The 23402-nt window shown below is 68.2% G+C and carries 22 protein-coding genes and 1 other RNA gene; 9 read left to right on the top strand and 14 right to left on the bottom strand.

The genetic code is table 11. The features are described 5' to 3' along the window. Window positions 1-9: 9 nt before the first annotated feature. Entirely contained in the window at window positions 10-1536 is a 1527-nt protein-coding gene (locus LRA89_RS12335; RefSeq protein WP_055755388.1) for a sensor histidine kinase, read from the top strand. Window positions 1537-1539: 3 nt separating this feature from the next. Here the strand turns inward: LRA89_RS12335 and queE are convergent, their stop codons facing one another. The 7 genes from queE to LRA89_RS12300 form a co-directional block, all read right to left on the bottom strand. After that, window positions 1540-2175 carry a 7-carboxy-7-deazaguanine synthase gene (gene queE / locus LRA89_RS12330; RefSeq protein ID WP_230770446.1) on the bottom strand — a complete coding sequence of 212 codons (636 nt, stop codon included), beginning with the start codon at window positions 2173-2175 and terminating at the stop codon, window positions 1540-1542. Beyond that, a complete protein-coding gene (gene queC / locus LRA89_RS12325) occupies window positions 2172-2870 on the bottom strand; it encodes a 7-cyano-7-deazaguanine synthase QueC (RefSeq protein WP_230770444.1) in 699 nt (232 codons plus the stop codon). The genes queE and queC overlap by 4 nt, the downstream gene beginning before the upstream one ends. A 190-nt stretch (window positions 2871-3060) precedes the next feature. Beyond that, window positions 3061-3471, bottom strand: coding sequence for a hypothetical protein (locus LRA89_RS12320; RefSeq protein WP_055755385.1), 411 nt, complete (start codon window positions 3469-3471; stop codon window positions 3061-3063). Between the two features lie 22 nt (window positions 3472-3493). After that, window positions 3494-4408 carry an Hsp33 family molecular chaperone HslO gene (gene hslO / locus LRA89_RS12315; protein ID WP_230770442.1) on the bottom strand — a complete coding sequence of 305 codons (915 nt, stop codon included), beginning with the start codon at window positions 4406-4408 and terminating at the stop codon, window positions 3494-3496. A gap of 141 nt (window positions 4409-4549) precedes the next feature. After that, complete coding sequence (gene argF, locus LRA89_RS12310) at window positions 4550-5467, bottom strand: ornithine carbamoyltransferase (RefSeq protein ID WP_230770434.1); 918 nt, start codon at window positions 5465-5467, stop codon at window positions 4550-4552. 48 nt (window positions 5468-5515) lie between these two features. Continuing rightward, the gene (locus LRA89_RS12305) at window positions 5516-6706 is read right to left on the bottom strand and encodes an aspartate aminotransferase family protein (protein ID WP_230770404.1); all 1191 of its coding nucleotides are present in this window, start codon (window positions 6704-6706) and stop codon (window positions 5516-5518) included. Window positions 6707-6803: 97 nt separating this feature from the next. Then, window positions 6804-7640 carry an ABC transporter permease gene (locus tag LRA89_RS12300; RefSeq protein WP_230770402.1) on the bottom strand — a complete coding sequence of 279 codons (837 nt, stop codon included), beginning with the start codon at window positions 7638-7640 and terminating at the stop codon, window positions 6804-6806. Between the two features lie 82 nt (window positions 7641-7722). Here LRA89_RS12300 and LRA89_RS12295 point away from each other — a divergent pair, with 82 nt between their 5' ends. From LRA89_RS12295 to LRA89_RS12280, 4 genes are all read left to right on the top strand, one after another. Further along, complete coding sequence (locus LRA89_RS12295) at window positions 7723-8508, top strand: GcrA family cell cycle regulator (protein WP_230770400.1); 786 nt, start codon at window positions 7723-7725, stop codon at window positions 8506-8508. A gap of 160 nt (window positions 8509-8668) precedes the next feature. Then, entirely contained in the window at window positions 8669-10648 is a 1980-nt protein-coding gene (gene parE, locus LRA89_RS12290) for a DNA topoisomerase IV subunit B (RefSeq protein ID WP_230770392.1), read from the top strand. A gap of 77 nt (window positions 10649-10725) precedes the next feature. Further along, window positions 10726-11937, top strand: a complete 1212-nt coding sequence (locus tag LRA89_RS12285; protein ID WP_230770389.1) for a hypothetical protein — start codon at window positions 10726-10728, stop codon at window positions 11935-11937. Between the two features lie 99 nt (window positions 11938-12036). Then, complete coding sequence (locus LRA89_RS12280) at window positions 12037-13266, top strand: serine hydrolase (protein ID WP_230770375.1); 1230 nt, start codon at window positions 12037-12039, stop codon at window positions 13264-13266. On the opposite strand, the gene ffs is transcribed toward LRA89_RS12280, so the two are convergent. From ffs to tpiA, 3 genes are all read right to left on the bottom strand, one after another. Continuing rightward, an RNA gene (ffs, locus tag LRA89_RS12275) (signal recognition particle sRNA small type) lies at window positions 13266-13360 on the bottom strand. The genes LRA89_RS12280 and ffs overlap by 1 nt on opposite strands. A gap of 38 nt (window positions 13361-13398) precedes the next feature. Then, a complete protein-coding gene (locus tag LRA89_RS12270) occupies window positions 13399-13809 on the bottom strand; it encodes a hypothetical protein (protein ID WP_230770373.1) in 411 nt (136 codons plus the stop codon). 140 nt (window positions 13810-13949) lie between these two features. Continuing rightward, window positions 13950-14696 (bottom strand): triose-phosphate isomerase, encoded by a 747-nt coding sequence (gene tpiA, locus LRA89_RS12265; RefSeq protein WP_230770371.1) that lies wholly within the window; start codon window positions 14694-14696, stop codon window positions 13950-13952. Window positions 14697-14827: 131 nt separating this feature from the next. Between tpiA and LRA89_RS12260 the strand changes: the two genes are divergently transcribed. Together LRA89_RS12260 and LRA89_RS12255 are read left to right on the top strand one after the other, a co-directional pair. Continuing rightward, the gene (locus LRA89_RS12260) at window positions 14828-16780 is read left to right on the top strand and encodes a peptidylprolyl isomerase (protein ID WP_230770369.1); all 1953 of its coding nucleotides are present in this window, start codon (window positions 14828-14830) and stop codon (window positions 16778-16780) included. 5 nt (window positions 16781-16785) lie between these two features. Then, window positions 16786-18273, top strand: a complete 1488-nt coding sequence (locus LRA89_RS12255) for an anthranilate synthase component I family protein (RefSeq protein WP_443024969.1) — start codon at window positions 16786-16788, stop codon at window positions 18271-18273. A gap of 142 nt (window positions 18274-18415) precedes the next feature. Here LRA89_RS12255 and LRA89_RS12250 read toward each other — a convergent pair whose 3' ends face one another. Both LRA89_RS12250 and LRA89_RS12245 read right to left on the bottom strand, forming a co-directional pair. Then, the gene (locus LRA89_RS12250; RefSeq protein ID WP_230770367.1) at window positions 18416-18751 is read right to left on the bottom strand and encodes a DUF423 domain-containing protein; all 336 of its coding nucleotides are present in this window, start codon (window positions 18749-18751) and stop codon (window positions 18416-18418) included. Further along, window positions 18748-19110 carry a diacylglycerol kinase gene (locus LRA89_RS12245; RefSeq protein ID WP_230770366.1) on the bottom strand — a complete coding sequence of 121 codons (363 nt, stop codon included), beginning with the start codon at window positions 19108-19110 and terminating at the stop codon, window positions 18748-18750. Before LRA89_RS12245 ends, LRA89_RS12250 begins: the two co-directional genes overlap by 4 nt. A gap of 177 nt (window positions 19111-19287) precedes the next feature. Here LRA89_RS12245 and LRA89_RS12240 point away from each other — a divergent pair, with 177 nt between their 5' ends. Together LRA89_RS12240 and LRA89_RS12235 are read left to right on the top strand one after the other, a co-directional pair. Further along, complete coding sequence (locus LRA89_RS12240; protein WP_230770365.1) at window positions 19288-19845, top strand: hypothetical protein; 558 nt, start codon at window positions 19288-19290, stop codon at window positions 19843-19845. A gap of 188 nt (window positions 19846-20033) precedes the next feature. Beyond that, the gene (locus tag LRA89_RS12235) at window positions 20034-21035 is read left to right on the top strand and encodes a GGDEF domain-containing protein (RefSeq protein ID WP_230770364.1); all 1002 of its coding nucleotides are present in this window, start codon (window positions 20034-20036) and stop codon (window positions 21033-21035) included. Window positions 21036-21082: 47 nt separating this feature from the next. Here LRA89_RS12235 and LRA89_RS12230 read toward each other — a convergent pair whose 3' ends face one another. Together LRA89_RS12230 and LRA89_RS12225 are read right to left on the bottom strand one after the other, a co-directional pair. After that, complete coding sequence (locus LRA89_RS12230; protein WP_230770363.1) at window positions 21083-22876, bottom strand: cation:proton antiporter domain-containing protein; 1794 nt, start codon at window positions 22874-22876, stop codon at window positions 21083-21085. Continuing rightward, entirely contained in the window at window positions 22876-23310 is a 435-nt protein-coding gene (locus LRA89_RS12225; RefSeq protein WP_056493068.1) for an iron-sulfur cluster assembly scaffold protein, read from the bottom strand. Before LRA89_RS12225 ends, LRA89_RS12230 begins: the two co-directional genes overlap by 1 nt. Between the last annotated feature and the right edge of the window lie 92 nt (window positions 23311-23402).

Here is a 23402-nt window from a genome sequence, read left to right as displayed (position 1 = left end):
CTTCGCCGCATGGCGACGGGCGCGAAGCTGGTGCTGATCCTCAGCGGTGCGTTGCTGCCGCTGGCGCTGATCGCGCTATATGCCACGTTCCAGACCGCGCGGACCGCCGATCTCGACACGCGCGCGCGCCTGCGCGTCGCCGCGACCGAGGCGTCGCGGGCGATCGCGATCGAACTGGTCGGCGACATGACCGCGCTGCGCGTCGCGACCAATGCGCTGGCGCTCGATCCGGCCAATACGCCGGGCTGCGCGCGCGTCGAAGGGGTGTTCGCCCAGCAATCGACCAGCGGCGCGCGGTTCGCGATCCGGGGCCTCGACGGGCGGCTGGTCTGCGGCACCGACATTCCGACACCGCAGCGCGGCAAGCCCGACGCCAACGGCCTGCGCGCCCAGTTGGGCGACAAGGGGTTGCTGGTCGATATTGCGGGACCGGGCGGCCGGTCGCGTGCCGTCGCCTTTTTCCCGGCCGCGATGTTGCGCGATCTGGCGCAGCCCAGTGGCTATGCCGCGCCCTTCTCGGCGCTGCTCCGGCAGGACGGCGACGGCGATGGCGCGCTGCCGCTGGAGACGATGCCGGTCGAATCCGGGTTCCAGCGGCTCGAACGGATCGACATTCCGCTGGGGCTCGACGATCTCGAACTGGAAATGGTGGTGCGCAAGGCACCGATCACCTCCTCGGCCATCGTCGCGATGCTGCTGCCGCTGGTGATGTGGATCGCCGCCACCGGCATCGGCTGGCTGGTCGTCGACCGGATGCTGATCCGGCCGTTGCGTCGGTTCCGCGACGACGTCGGCCGCTATCGCCCCGGCGAGCCGCTCGCCCCGGTCGATCTGGGCAGCATTCCCGCGCAGGAGATCGCCGACCTGGGCGAGACGTTCCTCGAACTCACCCGCACGGTCGAACGGCACGAACAATCGATGGCCGACGGGCTGGTGCGCCAGACCAAGCTGACGCGCGAGGTGCACCACCGCGTCAAGAACAACCTGCAGGTCATCGCCAGCCTCATCAACTTCCATGCCCGCAGCGCGCATGGCGAGGCGGCGTCGGACGCCTATGCGACGATCCAGCGCCGGGTCGACGCGCTGGCGGCGGTGCATCGCCATCATTATGCCGAGATGGAGGAAAATCGCGGGCTGGAACTGAAGGCGGTGGTCGGCGAGCTGGCGTCGAACATCCGCGCCACCGCGCCCGACGGATCACGGAGCATCGGCATCACCCTCAACGTCGAACCGGTGCTGGTGACGCAGGACGTGGCGGTCGCCGTCTCGTTCCTGCTGACCGAGCTGATCGAGCTTGCCGGATCGGTCAATCCGCAGGCGCCGATCGGCGTGTCGGTGCGGCAGGTGGCGGACAGCGACACCGCGCTGCTGCGCGCGGTATCCCCCGCGCTGGTCGAGAGCGATGCGCTCGAAACGCTGGTCAAGCAGCGCTACGGGCGGATCATCCTCGGCCTGTCGCGGCAGTTGCGCGCGCCGCTGCACCATGATCCGCTGACTGGCGCCTATGAGATCACGATCGCGGCCAAGCCGGGCTGACGTTTACCGCAGGCCGAGCAGCTTGTGCGTCTGAAGCGATAGCCGCCAGCGTGGCCGCGCCATCGCCAGCGCGACTGCCGCGTCGCGGTTGGCGACCTCCTGCCCCACCGCGTCCATCGGCTGGATCAGGTGGTTGGCGAAATCCCAGTCTTCCAGCGCGACCGGATCGATCCCCGCCTGCGGCCAGACCAGTTTCAGTTCGTCGCCGTGCCGCTGGACGACGTCGCTGCCGGCCTTGGGGCTGATGCAGACCCAGTCGATGCCGGGATGCACCGCGATCGTACCGTTGCTTTCGATCGCGATGGTGAAGCCGGCGGCGTGCAGCGCGTCAACCAGCGCATCGTCGACCTGCAACATCGGTTCGCCGCCGGTCAGCACGACGAAGCGACGCGCCGCATCGCCGTCCCAATGGCCGACCACCGCCTGCGCCAGTGCATTGGCGTCGACGAACTTGCCGCCGCCGACGCCATCGGTCCCGACGAAATCGGTGTCGCAGAAGCGGCAGATCGCCCGTGGCCGATCGACCTCACGCCCGGTCCACAGGTTGCAGCCGGCGAAACGTACGAACACCGCGCGTCGGCCGGCGTGGACCCCCTCCCCCTGCAGGGTGAGGAACATTTCCTTCACCGAATAGGTCATGCCGCCTCGAGGGGCGTCTGCGCATAGTCGGTCGGATCGGGCAGGCCGGCCTCGGCGAAGCCCTTGGCGCGCAGGCGGCAACTGTCGCAGCGGCCGCAATGGCGCGCGCCGACCGGATCGTAGCACGACCAGCTCAGCCCCGCGTCGATCCCCAGCCGCGCGGCTTCGGCGGCGATCTGCGCCTTGGTCATGTGCTGGAGCGGGGCGTGGATGCGGAAGCGATCGCCCTCGGTGCCCGCGCGGGTGGCGAGTTCGGCCAGCGTCTCGAACCCGGCGATGAATTCGGGGCGGCAGTCGGGATAGCCCGAATAATCGAGCGCGTTGACCCCGATCCACAGGTCGCGCGCGCCCGCCGCCTCGGCCCAGCCGAGCGCGAGGCTGAGGAAGATCGTGTTGCGCGCGGGGACATAAGTGATTGGAATATCGGCACCGACGCCCTCCTTGGGCACCGCCAGCGCATCGTCGGTCAGCGCCGATCCGCCGAATGCTCGCAGGTCGAGCGGCAGAACGATATGCCGCTCCGCCCCTAGCATGTGCGAAATCCGGCGCGCGGCGGCCAGTTCGATATGGTGGCGCTGGTTATAGTCGATCGACAGCGCGAGCAGGCGATGCCCCGCCTCGCGCGCGAGTGCCGCCGAAACCATCGAGTCGAGGCCGCCCGAGACGAGGACGACGCTTAGGGGTGCTTCAGTCATGACGGGCCAGCTAGGCCGGGCGGGGCAAAGGCGCAACCGCTCCCAAAGAACGGGCCGCTGCAAAGCGGCCCGGATGAGGTTTCATGTCTTAGGGAAACATGCGCATCCATGGGGATACCGGACGGATATGGCATAATTAAGCTAAACCACCGCTTAACGGGCGATTTGCGAAAAACCGCCGGCGTCGCGCTCAGCACGTGCCCAGCCGCCGCGCCTCGATCGCGTCGGAAAAGGGCATGCCGTCGGCGATCCCCTCGCTTTCGATGAACAGGACGCGCGGGGTGTCGATCCGCAGGCGGCTGCGGACGTGGCCGGCACCGGGGCAGGTGTAATGCACCGTAGCACCCTTCGCCGAATCGTCGATCACGAAGCGGCTGCATGTCGCGGCGCGGTGATGGAGGCGCAACAGGATCGCCGGATCGGCGACGCAGCTCACCCGCGGCGGTACGGTGGAGCCGGGCATGCGCAATTCCCAGCGGCCGGGCGTCACCCCCTGCATCGCCTGCAACGTCGGCGCGCGCGTGCCCTGCGCGGTCGCGACACCCGTCACCGCCAGCGACACGGTGACGATCCAGCGCCGCCAACCCCAACGACCCCCCATGGCCTTCCCCCTTCGACCCGGATCAGGCCGTTACATCGGCCAGCGCCAACGGAAATTTGGTCGCGCAGAACGCGCAGTCGACGGTGATGATGCCGTTCTCGTCGGCCATGTCGGCGCGTTCCTCGACGGGGAACTTGGCGATGACCCCGGCGATATAGTCGCGGTCGCAGCGGCAGCCGCGCACCAGCGGCGTGCTGGCGAGGACGCGCACCTCGCGTTCCTCGTTGAACAGCCGCCAGACGATGGTTTCGAGCGGCACCATCGGGTCGGCCAGTTCGTCGGCGCCCATCGTCGCGCCCAGCGCCTCGACATGATGCCATTCGGGATGGTCGAGCCGGGTGTGGAGCCGTTCGCGCCCCTCCTCCCCTTCGGGCAGATGCTGGAGGAAAATGCCGCCGGCGATCCGGGCGCCATTGTCGTCGAAGCCGAGGCCGAGCCGGACGAGCGACGGGATCTGCTCCGACTGGAGGAAATAGCTTTCCGCCGCCGCCGCGATCGAATCGCCGTCCAGCGGCACGATGCCCTGATAGCGCTCGCCCGACGTCACCTGATCGAAGGTGATCGCCAAATACCCTTTGCCGAACAGTGCGAACAACGACGGTTTCTTTCCCAGTTGGGCCAGCCGTTCGCGATCGAAATCGACATAGCCGCGCAGCTCGCCGTTCTTGTAGTCGCACACCATCAGCCGGACGATCCCGCCCTGCGTCTGCGCCTGCAGCGTCAACTGCCCTTCGGCATCCTTCAGCGTCGAGCCGAGCAGCGCGGTCAGCGCGAGCGACTCCGCCAGCAACCGCTCGATCGGTGCGGGATAGGCATGGGCGTCGAGGATCGCCTGCGCCGCCGGCCCCAGCCGGACGACTCGTCCGCGCGCATGATGGTCGGGCAGGGTGAACCCGATCGCACGATCGAGATCGGGCAGGCGGACGGTATCGGTCAAAACGAGAAGCTCCCCTTGCCCGCTGACCGGGCAAACTGTGATCGATCGCTCACATGGGAAGCTGCAAGTGGTTTCGCAAGCGTTTTGCGATGGGGAAAGAGGATTACTCCCCTCCCTTGTCAGGGAGGGGAGCAACGTGTGTCAGCCGATCTGGCCGAAACACCAGCGCAGGATCGCCTTTTGCGCGTGGAGGCGGTTTTCCGCCTCGGCCCAGATCAGCGATTGCGGGCCGTCGATCACGTCCGCCGTCACTTCCTCGCCGCGATGCGCGGGCAGGCAGTGGAGGAATACCGCGTCGGGCTTGGCATGCGCCATCAGCGCCGGACTGACCTGATAGGGGGTCATCGCCGCCAGCTTCGCCTCGGCATGCGCCTGCCCCATCGACACCCAGGTGTCGGTGACGACGACGTCGGCGCCCCGGACCGCCTCGACCGGATCGCGGGTGATCGTGGCGCGTCCGCCCGCCGCCTCGATCACGTCGCGCGCCGGATCATAGCCTTCGGGACAGGCGGCGACGACGTCGAAGTGCAGCAGCGCGGCGGCCTCGACGATCGAGTGCAACACGTTGTTGCCGTCGCCCAGCCACGCCCATTTCAGCCCCGGCAGCGACTTGCCCGCTTCGATCACGGTCAGCAAATCGGCGACGATCTGGCACGGATGCGAATGATCGGTAAGGCCGTTGATGACCGGGACCGAAGCATAGCGCGCCATTTCGTCGAGCTTCGCCGGATCGTCGGTCCGCACCATGATCGCGTCGCAATAGCCCGACAGGACACGCGCGGTATCGGCGACCGTCTCGCCGCGCCCGAGCTGCGTCGTGCCGGCGTCGAGCACCAGCGCGCTGCCGCCCAACTGGCGCATTGCCATGTCGAACGACACGCGGGTGCGGGTGGATGATTTTTCGAACACGCAGGCCAGCGTATGGCCGACAAGCGGGGCGGCGGCATCGGTGCGGCCCTTGGGCCAGCCCTTGCGCGCCGCCTTGGCGTCGAGCGCGTCGTTCAAAATGGCGGCGATGCCGTCGGCACCGGCCGAGGCGAGGTCGAGGAAATGGCGCATGGGAATAGGTCCTCTCCCTCCCCGCACAGGCGGGGAGGGTCGTTCAGATCAATCGTCGGCGACGGGCACATAGACCCGGGCGGCGGCCGACAGCTTTTCGATCGCCTGCGTGATATGACTCTCGTCGATCACCAGCGGCGGCAGGATGCGGACGACATTGTCGCCCGCCGCCACCGTCAGCAACTGATGCTGGTCACGCAGGTGCGCGACGAACCGGCGACTGTCCGACTTCAGCTTGACGCCGAGCATCAGCCCCATGCCGCGCACTTCCTGAAACAGATGGTCGTGGTTCGGGATCATCTGTTCGAGGGCGCCACGCAGCCGGTCGCCCATCGCCTTCACATGGGGGAAGAAATCGGGTTCGAGCATCACGTCGAGCACCGCCTGCCCCGCCGCCATCGCCAGCGGGTTGCCGCCATAGGTCGAGCCGTGGGTGCCGAACACCATGCCCTTGGCCGCTTCCTCGGTCGCGAGGCAGGCGCCGAACGGGAAACCGCCGCCGATGCCCTTGGCCGCCGAGACGATGTCGGGCTTCACGCCATAGTGTTCGTGCGCGAAGAACGTGCCGGTGCGGCCATAGCCGCACTGGACCTCGTCGAGCACCAGCATCAGGCCATGCTCGTCGCATGCCTTGCGCAATCCCGTCAGGAATTCGGGCGTGGCGGTGCGCAGGCCCCCCTCACCCTGAATCGGTTCGACCAGAAAGCCCGCCGTGCTGTCGTCGATCAGCGCCAGCGCGCCGTCGAGATCGTTGAACTCGGCATATTTGAAGCCGGGCAGCAGTGGCTCGAACCCGTCGCGCATCTTCGACTGGTTGGTGGCCGAGATGGTGCCGAGCGTGCGGCCGTGGAACGCCTGGTTGAAGCAGATCAGCGTGTGCCGCTGCGGATTGCCATTGGCGAAATGGAACCGGCGCGCGGTCTTGATCGCGCATTCGACCGCCTCGGCACCCGAATTGGTGAAGAACACCGTGTCGGCGAAGCTGTGGTCGACGATCCGCTGCGCCAGTGCCTCACCCTGCGGCGAACCGTAGAGGTTGCTGACGTGCATCAGCGTCGCGGCCTGTTCCTGGATCGCCTTGGTCAGATGCGGATGGCCATGGCCCAGCGCATTGACGGCGATGCCGGCGGCGAAGTCGAGATATTGCGTGCCGTCCTCGCCGTACAGGTAGCAGCCCTCGCCTCGGACCGGACGCACGCCGCACCGTGGATAGACGGGCATCAGTGCGGGGGTCGTCATCGAACTGCTCCTTTGAGAAAAATCGGCGTTGTAAACGCAAAAGGGCGGCCAACCGGGCCGCCCGGAGGCGCGCTGTACCGCTCCGTGCCCCGTTACGTCAATTCTTGAGCTTCCACCCCGAGCGCAGCAGCGCATACGCGCCGACCGCCATCGCGATGTCGACGGCAAGGATCACCGCCCCGCCGACCAGCACCGGCGAATCGGCGCGTTCGAGGAAGCCGTAGCGAAACCCTGAGATGATGTAGAAGAACGGGTTCAGATGGCTGATCTGCCGGAACAGCGGGGTCAGCGCCTCGACCGAATAGAAGGTCCCCGACAGCAGCGTGAGCGGCCCGATCACGAAATTGGTGATCGCGGCGGCATGGTCGAACTTTTCCGCCCAGATCGAGGTCAGCACCCCGGCGAGCGCGAGGAACACCGACCCGAACAGCCCGAACCACAGCACGGCGCCGGGATGGCGCGGCATCACATGGACGCCGGGATACAACAGCATCGCCCCCCACAGCACGATGCCGACGAGGAACGCGCGAGTCACCGCGCCGCCGACCAGTGCGGCCAGCAGCTCGCCGGTCGACAGCGGCGGCATGAGATAATCGACGACCGTCCCCTGGATCTTGCCGACCAGCAGCGCAAAGCTGGAATTGGCGAACGCATTGTTCAGCATCGCCATGGCGATCAGCCCCGGCGCGACAAAATCGGGGAAGGGCACGCCCAGCACGGTGCGTCCCGCCCCGCCCATCGCGACCGAAAAGATCACGAGGAACAGCAGCGTCGTGACCGCCGGTGCCCAGATCGTCTGCAACTGCACCTTGAAGAAGCGGCGCACCTCCTTGATATAGAGCGTGCGCAAGCCCCCCCAGTTGACGTTCCGTATGACGGGCACGCCGGGTTCGGGCAGAGTGATTTTTGCGCGCAACGGGGATTGTTCCTGCATGGCTGCGTCGCCTAATCGCTGGCAGGCGCGGCGGCAAGGATCATGGTCGCCCAAGCGCATCGAACGAAGGACGAGTACGGGCATGAGCTGGACCGAAGAGCGCATCGCGACGCTGGCCAAGATGTGGGAATCGGGCATGACCGCCAGCCAGATCGCCGAGGAACTGGGCGGGATCAGCCGCAACGCGGTGATCGGCAAGGCGCATCGCCTGGGACTCCAGTCGCGCCCCTCGCCGGTGCGGTCGGCCGAATCGAAGGCGGCGGCAGCCTCGGCAGCGGCGGCGGCAGCAGCAGCCGATCCTGCGCCGGCATCTGCCGCGCCCGAGCCGGCACCTGCCCCGGTAGCGGAAACGCCGCCTGCGCCGCCGCCGGCGCCTGAACCGGTCGTCGCCGCTCCCGCGCCGACTCCGGTCGAACCCGCACCGGTCGACGACGATCCCTTCACCCCGCTCGCCGATGCGATCGAGGATGAAGAAGAGGAAGACGACGAGGAGGACGATGCCCCCGCCGCGCCGAAACCGCGCAGCGATGCGCCGGTGCTGCGCTCGGTCGGCCCCGGCGGCTTCCTGCGCCAGAACCCCGGCGAGCAATCGGCGCCGCTGACCCCCGCGCCGCCGCGCCGCCTCGTCCCCGCGCGGCCGAGCGATGCGATCTCGGGCAAGACGACGCTGCTCGACCTGAACGACCGCATCTGCAAATGGCCGATCGGCCATCCGGGTGAACCCGACTTTCATTTCTGCGGCGACAAGGTGAATCCGGGCTTTCCGTACTGCGTCAACCATTGCGGCCATGCGTATCAGGCGCAGCTCCCGCGCCGCGACCGTCGCCCCCCGCCGCCGCTACCCTATGGTGGGCCACGGGTGCGTTGACCGCGCAAGGCCGGGCATTTGCCCGGCCGCGCCCTTGCGGTCAGCCGGCCGGCGCGGCCCAAAGCCGCGACCGACGCCATGGGCTTTGCCCATGGCGCACCCTTGACCCACAACCGCCACTCCCTTTGCGGATGGCCCCGTTTCGTTCTATACCGTCGCCATGGCCGACAATCTGTTCGACGCGAACGCTCTCACCCCGCCCGCCTATGACGCTTCGTCGATCGAGGTGCTCGAAGGGCTGGAGCCGGTTCGCCGCCGACCGGGCATGTATATCGGCGGCACCGACGAGCGCGCGTTGCACCACCTCGCCGCCGAGGTGCTCGACAATGCGATGGACGAGGCGGTCGCCGGCCATGCCACCCGGATCGAGGTGCAACTGGATGTCGGCAACCGGTTGACGATCATCGACAACGGGCGCGGCATCCCGGTCGATCCGCATCCCAAATTCCCCGACAAATCGGCGCTGGAGGTGATCCTCTCGACGCTCCATTCGGGCGGCAAGTTCGCGGGCAAGGCCTATGCGACCTCGGGCGGGTTGCATGGCGTGGGCATCTCGGTCGTCAATGCGCTGTCGGTCGATACCGTGGTCGAGGTGGCGCGCGACCGGCAACTCTATCGCCAGCGTTTCTCGCGGGGGCAGACGATCGGGCCGCTCGACCATGTCGGCGCGGCGCCCAACCGGCGCGGCACGCTGGTGGCCTTCACCCCCGATGCCGAGATTTTCGCCGACCTGCAATTCAAGCCGGCGCGGCTGCACAAGCTGGTGCGGTCGAAGGCGTATCTGTTCGCCGGGGTCGAGATCCGCTGGAAATGCGCGCCGGAACTGGTCGCGGGGACCGATGTCCCGGCCGAGGCGGTGTTCCAGTTTCCCGGCGGGCTGGCCGATCACCTGCGCGAACAGGTCGGCGGACGCGAATGCGCCACCGCCGACTTTTTCACCGGGCGGCAGGATTTCGCGGGCGAGGCGGGCCGCGTCGAATGGGCGGTGGCGTGGCCGCTGTGGAGCGACGGCAGCTACAGCTATTATTGCAACACCATCCCGACGCCCGACGGCGGCACGCATGAACAGGGGCTGCGGCAGGCGCTGGTCCGGGGCCTGCGCACTTTCGCCGACCTGATCGGCAACAAACGCGCCAAGGACATGACCGCCGACGACGTGACGGTCGGGTGCGAGCTGATGCTGTCGGTATTCATCCGCGAACCGCAGTTCCAGAGCCAGACCAAGGACCGGCTGACCAGCGTCGAGGCCGCGAACCTCGTCGAGAAGGCGGTCCGCGACCATTTCGACCATTTCCTCAGCCACAATATGGAGCGTGGGCGTGCGCTGCTGGGGCTGGTGCTCGACCGGATGGACGAACGCCTGCGCCGCAAGGCCGAGCGCGAGGTCAAGCGCAAGACCGCGACCTCGTCGCGCAAGCTGCGCCTGCCGGGCAAGCTGACCGATTGCGCCTCGGACGATCCCAAGGGCACCGAATTGTTCATCGTCGAGGGTGATTCGGCCGGCGGATCGGCCAAGCAGGCGCGCGACCGCAAGAACCAGGCGATCCTGCCGATCCGTGGCAAGATATTGAACGTCGCCTCGGCGACCAGCGCGAAGATCGTCGCCAATCAGGAGATCGCCGACCTGATCCTCGCGATGGGGTGTGGCACGCGCAAGGACTGCCAGCCCGATGCGCTGCGCTACGAACGCATCGTCATCATGACCGACGCCGATGTCGACGGCGCGCATATCGCCACGCTGCTGATGACGTTCTTCTTTCAGGAGATGCCCGACATCGTCCGGCGCGGGCACCTGTATCTGGCGCAGCCGCCGCTTTACCGGCTGACCGTGGGGGCGAAGTCGCTCTACGCCCGCGACGACGCGCATCGCGCCGAGCTGGAACGCACCGCCTTCAAAGGCAAGAAGGTGGAGGTTTCGCGCTTCAAGGGGCTGGGCGAGATGAACCCAGGGCAGCTCCGCGAAACGACGATGGACCCCAAGAGCCGCAGCATGATCCGCATCACGCTGCCGCAGGAATATGAGGAACGCGCGGCGGTGAAGGACCTCGTCGACCGGCTGATGGGCACCAACCCGGCGCACCGCTTCGCCTTCATCCAGGAAAATGCGGCACGGCTGGACGATGCGGTGATCGACGCCTGACCGGGCGATTGACGCGAAACCGCGGCAAGCGCAGGTTGTTATCCGGGGACGGAGAACTGCCGAAGGGACGATCGACGATGCAACCGATGATTGCCACATTATTGTTGTTCGCAGCACCGGCCACCGCGCAGGCGGCACCGCCCCCCAACCCCGACCGTGACATCGTCGTGACGGGTGTGCGACTAGAAGACACCCGCAAGGCGCTTGAATCCTGTCTCGCGCAGCATTGTTCGCCGCGTGAGGATATGGCGGCGACGCTGGCCCATACCGAAAATCTGTTCGTGGCCGGCAAATATCAGATGGCGCACCGGGTGGTATCGGCGGGCGTCGACCGCAACCGTCGCTACGGCCGCGAACTTCCGCGGGAGGTTGCGGGACTGCTGCGCGCCCATGCGAGGCTGTCAGGAACGCTGGGCGATATTGGCCTGCAACGTTCCAGCACGCTGGATCTGGTCAGCGTATTGAAATCGGGTCTGCCGGCGAACACCCCCGATATTCAGATCGCGCAGATCGAACTCGCCGACGTCTATGGCAAGAACGGCAACTACCTGATCGCCGAAGCCAATTATCGCCAGATCGAGGCGGACGCGCGTGCCGCCGGCAATCGTCAAGTGGAGGGCTATGCCCGGTTCCGGCGCGGCGTCATGCTGCTCGCCCTGTCCGAAACCGATGGTGCGTTCCGCGGCCGTGCCCGGGACGTGCTGCAAGATGTCGCTCGCAGCACCGTCCCGGAACATGCCGTATTCGTCGATGGCGCGCGGATCGGCCTAGGACGCATCGCGGCGCGCCAAAGCGGGAAGCAGGGCGGCGACCAGATGCTGGCCAATATGCCCGCGCTGGCCGCGACGACCCGGCCAACGCTGATCTATGGCGAGCCGATACGGTTGAACGTTACCCGCCTCGAGGAAGAGGGTGGATCGGTCACGCGGCGGCTTGCCACCGATTCGGTCGAGGATCAGTGGATCGACGTGACCTTCATGATCGGTCGCGATGGCAAGCCGCAGGACATCGAGGCGGCGCGGACCAGCGCGGGCTACAGCGGTGACTGGGCGGACAAGGTGATCGAATCGGTTCAGTCGCGGCGCTATGCCCCGCTCAAACTCGCGGCGGGTACGCCGGGACTGTTCCGGGTCGAACGCTATACCAAGACCGCGCCGTTCACGACGGGCACTGGAACCCGTATCCGCCAGCGTTCGACCGAATCAAGGGTCGAGATGATCGACCTCTCGATCGAACCGGCCGCACCGCTTGGGACGCCGATGACGGGCTCCGCCGGACCAGCGGCCTGACGCATGTGGTTCGCGTTGGCGCTGCAGGCCGCAGCCGTTGCCTCGGCGCCAACGCTCGGTTCGGCACCGGTTCGCCAGGGGGTGGCGAATGATCCGGCGGTGCGAGCTCGCACCGAGGATGTGTTGCGGCTTCTCGACAACAAGGGCGGCTACGACACCACCTTCGCCCCCGCTTTCCGCAACGCCGTGCCCAAGGCGCAGTTCGATGCGATCGCCAGGCAACTCTCCGATGCGCTCGGCAGGCCGACCGGGGTCGAATCGATCACGGCGGTGACGCCGTGGTCGGCGCGGGTGCGGATCGGTTATGAACGCGGCGTGCTCAATGCCGACATCGTGGTCGATTCCACCGCGCCGCATCTCGTCACCGGACTACTCGCCAAGGGGGCGGAACCGCGTGGGCCGCAAGTGGCGTCGGTCGACGAAGTGGTGCGGCAGATCGCGGCACTGCCCGGCCGGACCGGGTTCGCGCTGGCGAAGCTGGGTGATGGCGCGCGCCCACTGACCGCCGGGCGTGAAGCCGGCCGTCCCCTGGCGATCGGGTCGGCGTTCAAGCTGGTGATCCTTGCCGAACTGGCCCGGTCGATTGCGGCGGGCGAGCGCAAGTGGGACGATGTCGTGACGCTCGACGGCAGCGCGCTGCCCGGCGGCGGTTATGCGCAACAGCCCAAGGGCACCAAGATCCCGCTGCGCGAACTGGCCGGGCGGATGATCTCGGTCAGCGACAACAGCGCGACCGACATCCTGCTGTTTCATCTGGGCCGGACGAAGGTGGAGGCGATGCTGCCCGTCGTCGGCATGACCGACGGCGGCCGGCGCAACGTGCCGTTTCTGGGCGCGCTCGAACTCTTCAAGCTGAAGGGGGTGAATGGCGGGGCGCTGGGGGTCGAGTATCTGACGCTCGATGCCGTCGGGCGCAGGCGGATGCTCGACGGCAAGGTCGCGGCAACGCCGATCACGGCGATCCCGCGCGATCTGTTCCAGGACAAGAAGCCGGTGCGTATCGCCGAACTGGAATGGTTCGCCAGCCCCAACGACCTGATCCGCACGATGGACTGGCTGCGGCGGCACAGCGAGGGACCGGCCGGAGCTGAACTGCGCGCGATCCTGTCGAAGAACCCCGGCCTGCCCTCGGCGACCGAAAGCTGGTCCTATGTCGGGTACAAGGGCGGATCGGAGCCGGGGGTGCTCACCATGACCTTCCTGCTGCGGGGCAAGAATGGCGCATGGGCCGCACTGTCCGCCGGCTGGAACGATTCCGCGAGCGATGTCGATCTGTTGAAGTTCAGTGGCCTGGTCGGCAGCGCACTGAGGCTGGCTGCGCCGAACTGAGGGTGGGAGCCGGACGACCCGCTGCGAAATCGTTGCGGCTGCTTCCTTCCGGACCTGACCGGGTTGGCGACGGCATCGTCCGCCCGACTCCCGTGCGCCCTATGCGCGAAGCCGGACGGCAACGCAAGTCCGTCAGCCGCGCCGCCCCGGCAGGCGCGAATAGGGCACGAACTCGCCGAGCGCGACCGAGCCGCTGAACATCTGCGATCCCCGGTCGACCAGCGTCACAATATCGATGCTGCACAGCCGGGTGGAGATCGTCCGGGTGACGAGAATATCGTCGCGGTCGAGCAGCCCGCCGCCTTCGGGACGGTTCACGTAGAGCATGCCGTTGTTCATGCGATAGACGATCGCGGTATCCTCCACGATCTCGCTCGACCGGATGTCGCGCAGGTTGATGCAGGAAACCGGCGCGGTGGCGCTGCGTCCGGCGGTGATCTTCGCCAGTGCCGCCTCGCCATTGGCACCGCGGTCGCGCGCGGCGGCGGGCAGGGTCATGGCGGCCAGCGCGATCGCGCCTGGTAGCAGAATGGACAGACGCATCGGACGGCTCCTCAAGGTCGGCGGATGGCCCCTGGTATCACGGCAGCGCTGAACGGAGGCTGACGGAGGCGCATATTCGCTATCGTCCTCAACGCGCGCGCGGTGGGGAGGATGCGTCCCCCTCCCCCGCCACGATCTTTCTAGCGTGCGGCCGCCGCCTCGATGATCGGTACGAACTTGTCGGCGGTAAGGCTCGCGCCGCCGACCAGCGCGCCGTCGACGTCGTCGATCGCCAGGATCGCGGCGACGTTCGCGCCCGTCACCGACCCGCCGTACAGGATGCGGATCGTGTCCGCCGCATCGCCGACCATCTGGCGCAGCTTGGCGCGGGCAATGGCGTGGACCTGCGCGATCTCCTCGGGCGAGGGCGTGCGGCCGGTGCCGATCGCCCAGCGCGGTTCATAGGCGAGGGTGAACCAGTCGCCGTTGGCCCCTTCGGGCACCGATTTCTCGATCTGCGCCTGCACGACGCGCTCGGCGCGGCCGGCGTCGCGTTCGGCCTCGGTCTCGCCGCAGCACAGGATCACGTCGAGGCCGTGGCGACGCGCGGCGGCGGCCTTGGCCCAGGCGTCGTGGCTCGTCTCGTTCTGATCGGCGCGGCGTTCGCTGTGGCCGACGATCACCACGCTCGCGCCTGCCTCGTGCAGCATTTCCGCCGAGACGCAGCCGGTGTGCGCGCCGCGATCATTGGCGTGGACGTCCTGCCCGCCGATCCGCACCGCGCGGACGATCCCGGCGGCGTGATGCACCAGCGTCGCAGGCACGCACAGCGCGACGTCCACCCCCGGCGCGGTCACGGCGGCGGCATCGATCGCCTCGATCTCGGCGAGGCCGGTGCGCAGCCCGTGCATTTTCCAGTTGCCCGCTACCATCTTGCGACGACTCATGCCCCTGCCCTTCAAAGCTCGTTTAACTTGTTCTACAGCCGATAGCGGCTTGTACGGTGCGCGCAACCTTGAAGCGTGCGCGCCTGCCTTCTAAAGCACCCCGGTTTCCATTCTTTCGATCGGTTGCACGGATGCTCGGTTTCTTCAGGCGCATGACCAAGTCGAAGGTCGGCATTTTCGTCGGCCTCGCGTTCCTTGCGGTCATCGCGGTCGGGTTCGCGATGGCCGATCTGAACAGCATGCGCCCCGCGTCGCTGGGCGGCGGCGGGTCGGCGGTGGCGACGATCGGCGATCAGCAGATTACCGACCAGCAACTGACCGATCGCGTGCGCAACGACGTGCAGGTGGCAGGTCAGCGTCAACCGGGCCTCGACGTCGCGCAATATATCGCGGCCGGTGGCTTCGACGGATCGCTCGACCGCGCGATCAGCGATGCCGCGCTGATGCAGTTCGCGCAGGAACATGGGCTGGTCGTGTCCGACCGCTATGTCGACGGGCAGATCGCCAGCATCGCCGCGTTTCAGGGGCTGAACGGCCAGTTCGACCAGCGCACCTTCGAACAGGCGCTGGCGCGCGCGCGGATCACGCCGCAGCAGTTGCGCGACGACATCCGCCGGGCGGCGCTGACCAAGCTGATGCTGGCGCGCACGCTGGAGAGCAAGTTCATGCCGCAGCAGATCGCGCTGACCTATGCCTCGTCGCTCAAGGAAGCGCGCTCGGGTCAGGTCACGATCGTGCCGACCGCCGCGCTGCCCGCGCCGGCCGCGCCGACCGACCAGCAGGTGCAGGCCTATTACGCCGCCAACCGCGCGCGCTACCTGATCCCCGAGCGGCGGGTGATCCGCTACGCGATCGTGACCCCGGCGAGCGTCGCGGCGCAGGCGCAGCCGAGCGATGCCGAGGTGCAGGCCGCGTATCGCGCCAATGCCGCGCGTTTCGCCGCGACGCAGACGCGCAATGTCGCGCAGGTCGTCGTCGCCGACCAGGCGGCGGCGAACCGCATCGCGCAGGCGGTGCGCGACGGCCAGAGCGTGGCGGCGGCCGCCAGCGCCGCCGGGCTGGAAGCGACGACATTGACCGGCCAGACCAAGGCACAGCTCGCCGGGCGCAGCGCGCCGGCGGTGGCCGATGCCGCCTTCGCCGCGCAGCAGGGTGCGGTGGTCGGCCCGATCCGGTCGCCGTTCGGCTTCGTCGTGCTGAAGGTCGATGGCATCACGCAGGTGCCCGGGAAGACGATCGAGCAGGCGCGCCCCGAGTTGGTCGCCGAACTCGCCAAGACCAAGGGCGCGACGGCGCTGGGCGCGGTGCAGGAGAAGATCGACGCGGGGATCACCGACGGCGCGACCTTCGACGAGATCGTCAAGGACGCCGGCCTGACGCCGCAGGCGACCGCGCCGGTGACGGCGCAAGGGGTCGATCCGCTCAAGCCCGCACAGCCCGACCCAGCGCTTGCCCCGATTCTGCAGGCGGGGTTCGCCGCCGAGGCGGGCGACGCGCCGCAACTGGTGCAGACTGGATCGGACGGCACCTTCGCGCTGGTTGCCACCGGGGACATCACCCGCGCCGCGCCGCGCCCGCTGACCGAAATCCGCGAGCAGGTCGCCGGGCAATATCGGCAGGATCAGGCGATGAAGGCGGCGCGCGCGGTGGCGCAGGCGATACTGACCAAGGCCAACGGCGGCACCCCGCTGTCGGCGGCGGTGGCACAGGCGGGGGTCCGCCTGCCGGCACCGCGCCCGGTCACGGCGTCGCGCCAGCAACTGGCGCAACTGGGTGGACAGGTGCCGCCCGCACTGTCGCTGCTGTTCGCGATGGCACCCAAGAAGGCGCGGATCACCGCCGCGCCCGACGGGACGGGCTGGCTGGTCGTCTATCTCGACGCCATCCAGCGCGGCGATGCCTCCGCCGACAAGGCGGCGATCGCCGGGGTCGGGCGCGAGCTGGGCCAGATCGGCGGCAATGAATATGCCGAGCAGTTCGTCGAGGCGGTGAAGCGCGAAGTCGGCGTGAAGCGCAACGATGCCGCGATCGCCCGCGTGCGTGGCGAGCTGGCGGGCGGCGCGGCCGCAGCGCCCGCGCAGTGAGCGGCATCGAAGGCGTCGAGGCTGCACGCGCCGCGCTGGGCGACGGCAAGGGCGCGCTCGTGTGGACCAGCCGCGTCGCCGATACCGAGACGCCGGTCGCCGCCGCGCTTAAGCTGATCGAGCCGGGGCGCGGCGACTTCCTGCTCGAATCGGTCGAGGGCGGGTCGGTGCGCGGGCGCTACAGCCTGATGGGCCTTGCCCCCGATCTGGTGTTCCGCGCCGAGGGTACGGCGGCGGCGATCAACGATCGCTGGCTGACCGATCGCGATGCCTTCGCCCCCTGTGCCGAGCCGACGCTGGCGGCGCTACGTGCCTTGGTCGGGGAGTGCCGGACCGACGTGCCGGCCGCGCTGCCGCGCGCGCTGGCGTGTCTGGTCGGCTATTTCGGCTATGAGACGGTCGGGCTGGTCGAAAGCTTGCCCAAGGCAGCGAACGATCCGCTAGGGCTGCCCGACATGATGTTCGTGCGGCCGACGGTGCTGCTGGTGTTCGACCGGCTGTCCGACACGCTGTTCGTCGTCGCGCCGGCGTGGCCGGGCGGATCGGTCGACGCGGCGGTCGAGCGGATCGAGGCGACCTGCGCCGCGCTCGACGCCGCCGCGCTGCCCGCGCCGGCACGGCTGGCGGAGGTGCCCGAGGTGGCGCTGACCCCGGTGCTGCCGCAGGGCCGCTATGGCGAAATGGTCGCGGCGGCCAAGGAGTATATCGCGGCGGGCGACATTTTTCAGGTGGTGCTGGCGCAGCGCTTTACCGCGCCGTTTCCGCTCGCACCGTTCGAGCTGTACCGGGCGCTGCGGCGGATCAATCCATCGCCGTTCCTCTATCACCTCGACCTGCCGGGCTTCGCGCTGACCGGTTCCAGTCCCGAGATCCTCGTGCGGTTGCGCGATGGCGAGGTGACGATCCGGCCGATCGCCGGCACCCGGCCGCGCGGCGCCACGGCGGCGGAGGACGAGGCGAACCGGACGAGCCTGCTCGCCGACCCGAAGGAACGCGCCGAACATCTGATGCTGCTCGACCTTGGCCGCAACGACGTCGGCCGGGTGGCGGCGGCGGGCAGCGTGCGCGTGACCGACAGCTATGCGGTCGAGCTGTACAGCCATGTGATGCACATCGTCTCCAACGTGGTCGGCACGCTGGATGCAAAGGCCGATGCGCTCGACGCGCTGTTCGCCGGGTTTCCGGCGGGGACGGTGTCGGGCGCGCCCAAGGTACGGGCGTGCCAGATCATCGCCGAGCTGGAGGCCGACAAGCGCGGGGCCTATGCCGGCGGGGTCGGCTATTTCAGCCCCGACGGGTCGATGGATTCGTGCATCGTGCTGCGCACCGCGATCGTGAAGGACGGGGTGATGCACGTCCAGTCGGGCGCGGGGATCGTCGCCGACAGCGATCCGGCGTACGAACAGCGCGAGTGCGAGGCGAAGGCCGGCGCGCTGCTGGCAGCGGCGCGCGAGGCGGTGGCTCAAGCGGGGGCGGCGCGCTTCGGGCAATAGGCAAAGTTTACAAAGTTTACACTTGCGGGCCGTTCGCGGCCGGGTGGGGGCGCTTGCGGACCGGTGTCGGCTTCGGGGCAGGTTCACGGAATCAAAAGAGCGGCCCCACCCTACCCCGGCGGCCATATTGTAGGACAGCGGTTCAGCGGCGCAGCGCGTGGGCCGCCAGCCAGAGCCAGCCGCCGATCAGCAACAGCCCGCCGAGCGGCGTGACCGGCCCCAGCACCCCGCGCGGCCCGCCCAGCGCCATCGCATAGAGCGACCCGCCGAAGAACAGCCCGCCCGCGACAAACAGCCAGCCCGGCCCGCGCGCGCCCATCTGCAGCGCGACCAGCGCGGCGACGGCATGGACCAGTTGATATTGGCCGCCCGTGCGCAGCCAGTCGGCCGCCGCGCCCGAGGCACCATGCGCGCCGAACGCCCCGGCGGCGACGGCCATCGCCCCCGACAGCGCGGCGGCGAGAAGCAGGACGTTCATCGAAAAATCTCCAGCGTGTCGACCACCATTGCCCCGGCGACCCCCAGCGCGGCAAGTGCCGCGACAAGGACCGCACCGGCCAGCATGTCCTTGGCGATACCGATCTCGCGGTGATGGTCGGGGTGGAGCCGATCGATCACTCCCTCGATCGCGCCGTTGAGCAGTTCGAGCGCCAGCACCAGCGCGACGGTGATCGCGACCAGCGCCCACCAGATGGGGGCGGGGCGCAAGGCGAGGAGCGCGATCAGCACGGCGGCAGTGAAGCCCAGATGGGTGCGAAAGCTCGCCTCGCGCGCCCATGCGGCGCGCAGGCCGCTCAGCGCGAAGCCAAGGCGTTCGCGGAACGGGCGGCCTTTCATGACGTGCGGTCGGACGGCAGGGGAATGGGCATGGACGGTGTTCCGATGGCGGGGGAATCGATCCGGTGGTGATCCTGCCACCGGCCGGCGATCGGCGATACCGGCTTTGGCCGGCTGTCGTTCAGCGAACGGCTGGAAATGATGGCAAGCGGCGTTCTGCAAGGATAGTGTCGCGCCATGCGCTACGCCTTGCCCGCTTTCCTTGCCCTTATGGCCGCTCTGCCTGCCCAGGCCGAGCCAAAGCTTGAACGCGGTTTCGACGGGGCGCTGCGAGGGTGCGAGGAATGGTTGCTGAATCCGGCGAGCTGGGTGGATGGCACGGACGCCTTCATCAAGGCCGTCGGTCTTGGCGAACAGATGCGTTCGGTCGACAAGGTCGACGAGGTCAACCTGCCGCCGGAGCGGATGCGCAAGGCGAACCACTATTGGCGGATCGATTCGAGTCCGACGTCCGGCTATGTTCTTGTGGTTTCGGACCAACTCCCGATCTGCCACATTACCGGTGGCGGCGGCACCGATCTTCAACCCAGCGTTCAGAGCGTTCTCGCGTCGCCCGGGTTCGGCACCCGCTGGGAGCCGGTGAACAACAGTTCGCGGGACGGCATGGCGACAACGACGTTCCGCAGCCGGCGGGACCCGGATTTGTCGATCACCATCAGTCGCGCGGCGCAAGCGCAGCAGCGACTGGACAGGGTTCAGGTGCTGGCTACCGCCATCTTCCAACCCGCCGGGTGATCGCACGACACCATGACGCAATGGTAGCCACCGGGCAAACGGACGGTGCGGGGATCGACACCCCCTTGATTTGCAGACCGTGATGGCGGCCCGGCCGTTCTGACCAGCGCGGCAAGAATTCCGATCCGGAAATCACATCGATTGCGCAGCCATTTTTTCACCTTTGCCACCTACGTGCCGGACCCTTGTTGAGCGCACGGGGCATGGGAATGAGACAGGCCGGAAACGAGACCCCCGTCCTGCGGGACCTGCCGGTCGATGTCGCGGCGCTGCTCGACCAGTCGATCGCCTTGATCGGCGTTTACGACCAGCACGAGGTATTGCGCTACAGCAACGCGGCTTTTCGCGCGGCGTATTTCGTGGAGTCGCGAGAAGACGTCGACTGGCAAGCCCTGATGCGCCGCAATCACGCGGCGGGTCGCGGCACCATCATCGAAACCGCCAATATCGAAAACTGGATTTCGTCGGTGCGGTCGCGCCGGGGCAAATCCCGGCAGCGTACCTATGAGAGTGACCTTCAGGACGGTCGGTTCATCTGGGTGACTGAAACCAGACGGGACGACGGCTGGATCGTCTATGTCGGTACGGACATCACGTCGCTCAACGTGTCCGAGCGGAAGCTGCGGCTGGCAAACGAGCAACTGTTCCGTCAGTCCTTTACCGACGAACTGACCGGCGTTTCCAACCGCCGCCATATCTTCAGCAAGCTGAAGGAGCTGCTTGCCGAGGGGGGCGATGGCTGGGCCTGCCTGGTGGACATCGATCATTTCAAGAAGATCAACGACACCTATGGCCATCACGGTGGCGACGAGGTGCTGACCGGCATCGCGCAAACGGCGCGCAGGACCGTCCATCTGAAGGAATCATTCGGGCGCGTTGGCGGGGAGGAATTCCTGATCCTGTTCGCCAGCCAGCCGTTCGACGAGGTCAGGTCAACGCTGGCGCGGCTGCGCGCGGCCATCGGCGGCATGGACACCGCTGCCCGATACCCCGGCCTCACGGTGACGATCTCGGGCGGGCTTACCCATATCTCGCCGGGGGATACCGAAGAGGCGGTCTTCATCCGCGCCGACGCCAGCCTCTACCTCGCCAAGACGAGCGGCCGTGACAGGATCTATTTCGGGACGGCGGACATACGGTCCGACGAGGCGGGACGGATCGTCGGTTCGGGACACCGCGACACCGGGTAGCGCGGTTTGGGGCCGGACCATGGCACTGGCGCGCCGTTCCTGCCCCCTCACTCTTTCCCGGCGTCGTCCGGCACCGTGCCCGCCGCCGCGGTGACGCGGGCGTTGGTGAAGATCATCTCGCGGCCGGTGCGCAGGTCGCCGGTTTCGCTCTGCTGGAACAGGCGTTTGGCGTCGGTCTTGCGATAGAGGTCCTCGGTGCGGTCGATCTCGCCATCGTCGACGCCGACGCAGACCATCGCGGCGCGGGCCATCGACACCGCCGAATCGAGCACCTCGCGGAACACCCCTTCGATCGGCGCGCCCGCCAGCTTCACCACCGCGCGGCGATCGAACGCACGCACGAAGATGCCGGGGTTGGGGAACGCCTGATGGATCGCCTCGATCGCTTCTGTCTCCAGCGGATCGCCGTCGGTGCAGAACAGCAGCAGTTCGGCATCCTGCGCGCCCGCCAGCCGCAGCAGGTCGATACGGGTGCCGTCGCCGTAATAGACCTTCATGCCGAAGCTGCCGGCGATCTCGATCATCTCGACGTCGCGGTCGATCACGGTGACGCTGATCCCCTGCGCCAGCAGCATCTGCGCCACGGTCTGGCCGAAGCGGCCATAGCCGACGACGACCGCGCTGGCGCCGTCGTGGCGCGGACCTTCGGGGGTGCCGCCCTCGCGCTTTTCGGGTTCGGCGCGGAAGCGGCGGGTGGCCATCATCAGGAACGGGGTGGTCGCCATCGACAGGGTGACGATCGCGCCGAACACGCTCGCCGCCTCGGGCGCGATCAGCAGCGCGTTCTGCGCCTGCGCGAACAGGACGAAGCCGAATTCGCCGCCCTGGCTGAGCAGCAGGCCCAGCGCCAGCGCGCCGCGCCACGGCATGCCGAACAGGCGGCCGATGCCGAAGATCACCAGCCCCTTGGTCGCGATCAGCGCCAGCGCCATGCCGACGACCAGCACCGGATGCTCGGCGATCGCGCCCAGATCGAGCATCATGCCCACCGCGAGGAAGAAGAGGCCGAGCAGGATCGAGCGGAACGGCTCGACATCGGCCTCCAGTTCGTGGCGATACGGGCTGTCGGCGAGCATCACGCCCGCGACGAACGCGCCCAGCGCGGTCGACAGGCCGAGCGCCTGCATCAGCGCGGCGCTGGCGATGACGGTGAACAGGCCGGCGAAGACGAACATCTCGCGTTCGCCCATGTTGCCGATCAGGCGGAACATCGGCCGCAACAGGAAACGCCCGGCGAGGATGAGGCCGGCGACCGCGCCCAGCGTCCACAGCCCCAGTTGCCAGCCCGGCGGGCCGCCGGCATCGGCCGGATTGCGCGACAGCGCGGCGGTGATGGTGATGAGCGGCACGATCGACAGATCCTGAAACAACAGGATCGCGAAGGCGCGCTCGCCGAACGGGGTCTTCATGCGGCCGGCGGATTGTAGCATCGGCAGCACCTGCGCGGTCGACGACAGCGCCAGCGGCAGCGCGAGCGCGATCACCGCGCCCCAGGTAAAGCGCGTGCCGAACCACACGACCCCGATCAGCGCGACCCCGCACAGCGCGACCTGCATCAGCCCGAGGCCGAAGATGTCCTGCTTCATCCGCCACAGGCGAGAGGGCGAGAGTTCGAGGCCGACTAGGAACAGCAGTAGGGTGATGCCGAGTTCGGCGATGCCGAGCTTGGCCTCCGCATCGCCGACGATGCCCAGCACCTGCGGCCCCACCACCGATCCGGCGACGAGATAGCCGAGCGTGGCGCCCAGCCCCAGCTTGCGGAAGATCAGCACGAACACCAGCGCCGCGCCAAGCAGCGGGGCGAAATCATGGAGCAGCGAGGCGGTGCCGTGCTCCTCCATTATGCCGCCGCCCGGTGGCTGGCGGCTTGCTCTGCGGCCTGCGCGGCGGCTTCGAAGGCGAGGCGGATCGAGGCGTGGCGCGCGCTGTGCGGGCGGGCGGGCTCGAACAGGGTCAGGCCGGGCCAGTCGGGCGCGGCGCCCTCCCCGGCCAGCCATGCGGTGAGCGCGTCGCGGGCGTCCGCCAGTTCCCGTGGGCTGCGGCCGACGATGTGCTGCGCGAGGAGGGCCGAGGAGGCCTGCCCCAGCGCGCAGGCACGCACCAGCATGCCGACCTCAGCCACGCGATCGTCGGGGCCGAGCGCGATGTCGACGGTCACGCGGCTGCCGCAGACGGGCGAGCGTTTCTCGACCGAGGCATGCGGTTCGGCCAGACGGACGCTACGCGCCGTATCGGCGGCGAGGCGGAGGATTTCGGTGTTGTAGAGTGCGGTCACGCACAGCGATGTAGGGGAGGCAAGGGACGGTGGCGAGTCGTTAAAGTCCAGTCGGAAGCCCGCGACGGGTCCGGTCCCGCTCCGCCGAGACG

This window comes from Sphingomonas sp. Leaf4, from assembly GCF_920939515.1.
In the GTDB taxonomy this organism is placed as follows: Bacteria; Pseudomonadota; Alphaproteobacteria; order Sphingomonadales; family Sphingomonadaceae; genus Sphingomonas.
Note: the sequence above shows the minus strand (reverse complement) of the source record. Positions and strands in the feature narration are given on the sequence as shown.

Bases quoted from the DNA above. Each gene is read 5' to 3' on its own strand.
- LRA89_RS12335 (WP_055755388.1), top strand. From the start codon at position 10: ATGGCGACGGGCGCGAAGCTGGTGCTGATCCTCAGCGGTGCGTTGCTG.
- queE (WP_230770446.1), bottom strand. From the start codon at position 2,175: ATGACCTATTCGGTGAAGGAAATGTTCCTCACCCTGCAGGGGGAGGGG.
- queC (WP_230770444.1), bottom strand. From the start codon at position 2,870: ATGACTGAAGCACCCCTAAGCGTCGTCCTCGTCTCGGGCGGCCTCGAC.
- LRA89_RS12320 (WP_055755385.1), bottom strand. From the start codon at position 3,471: ATGGGGGGTCGTTGGGGTTGGCGGCGCTGGATCGTCACCGTGTCGCTG.
- argF (WP_230770434.1), bottom strand. From the start codon at position 5,467: ATGCGCCATTTCCTCGACCTCGCCTCGGCCGGTGCCGACGGCATCGCC.
- LRA89_RS12305 (WP_230770404.1), bottom strand. From the start codon at position 6,706: ATGACGACCCCCGCACTGATGCCCGTCTATCCACGGTGCGGCGTGCGT.
- LRA89_RS12300 (WP_230770402.1), bottom strand. From the start codon at position 7,640: ATGCAGGAACAATCCCCGTTGCGCGCAAAAATCACTCTGCCCGAACCC.
- LRA89_RS12295 (WP_230770400.1), top strand. From the start codon at position 7,723: ATGAGCTGGACCGAAGAGCGCATCGCGACGCTGGCCAAGATGTGGGAA.
- parE (WP_230770392.1), top strand. From the start codon at position 8,669: ATGGCCGACAATCTGTTCGACGCGAACGCTCTCACCCCGCCCGCCTAT.
- LRA89_RS12285 (WP_230770389.1), top strand. From the start codon at position 10,726: ATGCAACCGATGATTGCCACATTATTGTTGTTCGCAGCACCGGCCACC.
- LRA89_RS12270 (WP_230770373.1), bottom strand. From the start codon at position 13,809: ATGCGTCTGTCCATTCTGCTACCAGGCGCGATCGCGCTGGCCGCCATG.
- tpiA (WP_230770371.1), bottom strand. From the start codon at position 14,696: ATGAGTCGTCGCAAGATGGTAGCGGGCAACTGGAAAATGCACGGGCTG.
- LRA89_RS12260 (WP_230770369.1), top strand. From the start codon at position 14,828: ATGCTCGGTTTCTTCAGGCGCATGACCAAGTCGAAGGTCGGCATTTTC.
- LRA89_RS12250 (WP_230770367.1), bottom strand. From the start codon at position 18,751: ATGAACGTCCTGCTTCTCGCCGCCGCGCTGTCGGGGGCGATGGCCGTC.
- LRA89_RS12245 (WP_230770366.1), bottom strand. From the start codon at position 19,110: ATGAAAGGCCGCCCGTTCCGCGAACGCCTTGGCTTCGCGCTGAGCGGC.
- LRA89_RS12240 (WP_230770365.1), top strand. From the start codon at position 19,288: ATGCGCTACGCCTTGCCCGCTTTCCTTGCCCTTATGGCCGCTCTGCCT.
- LRA89_RS12230 (WP_230770363.1), bottom strand. From the start codon at position 22,876: ATGGAGGAGCACGGCACCGCCTCGCTGCTCCATGATTTCGCCCCGCTG.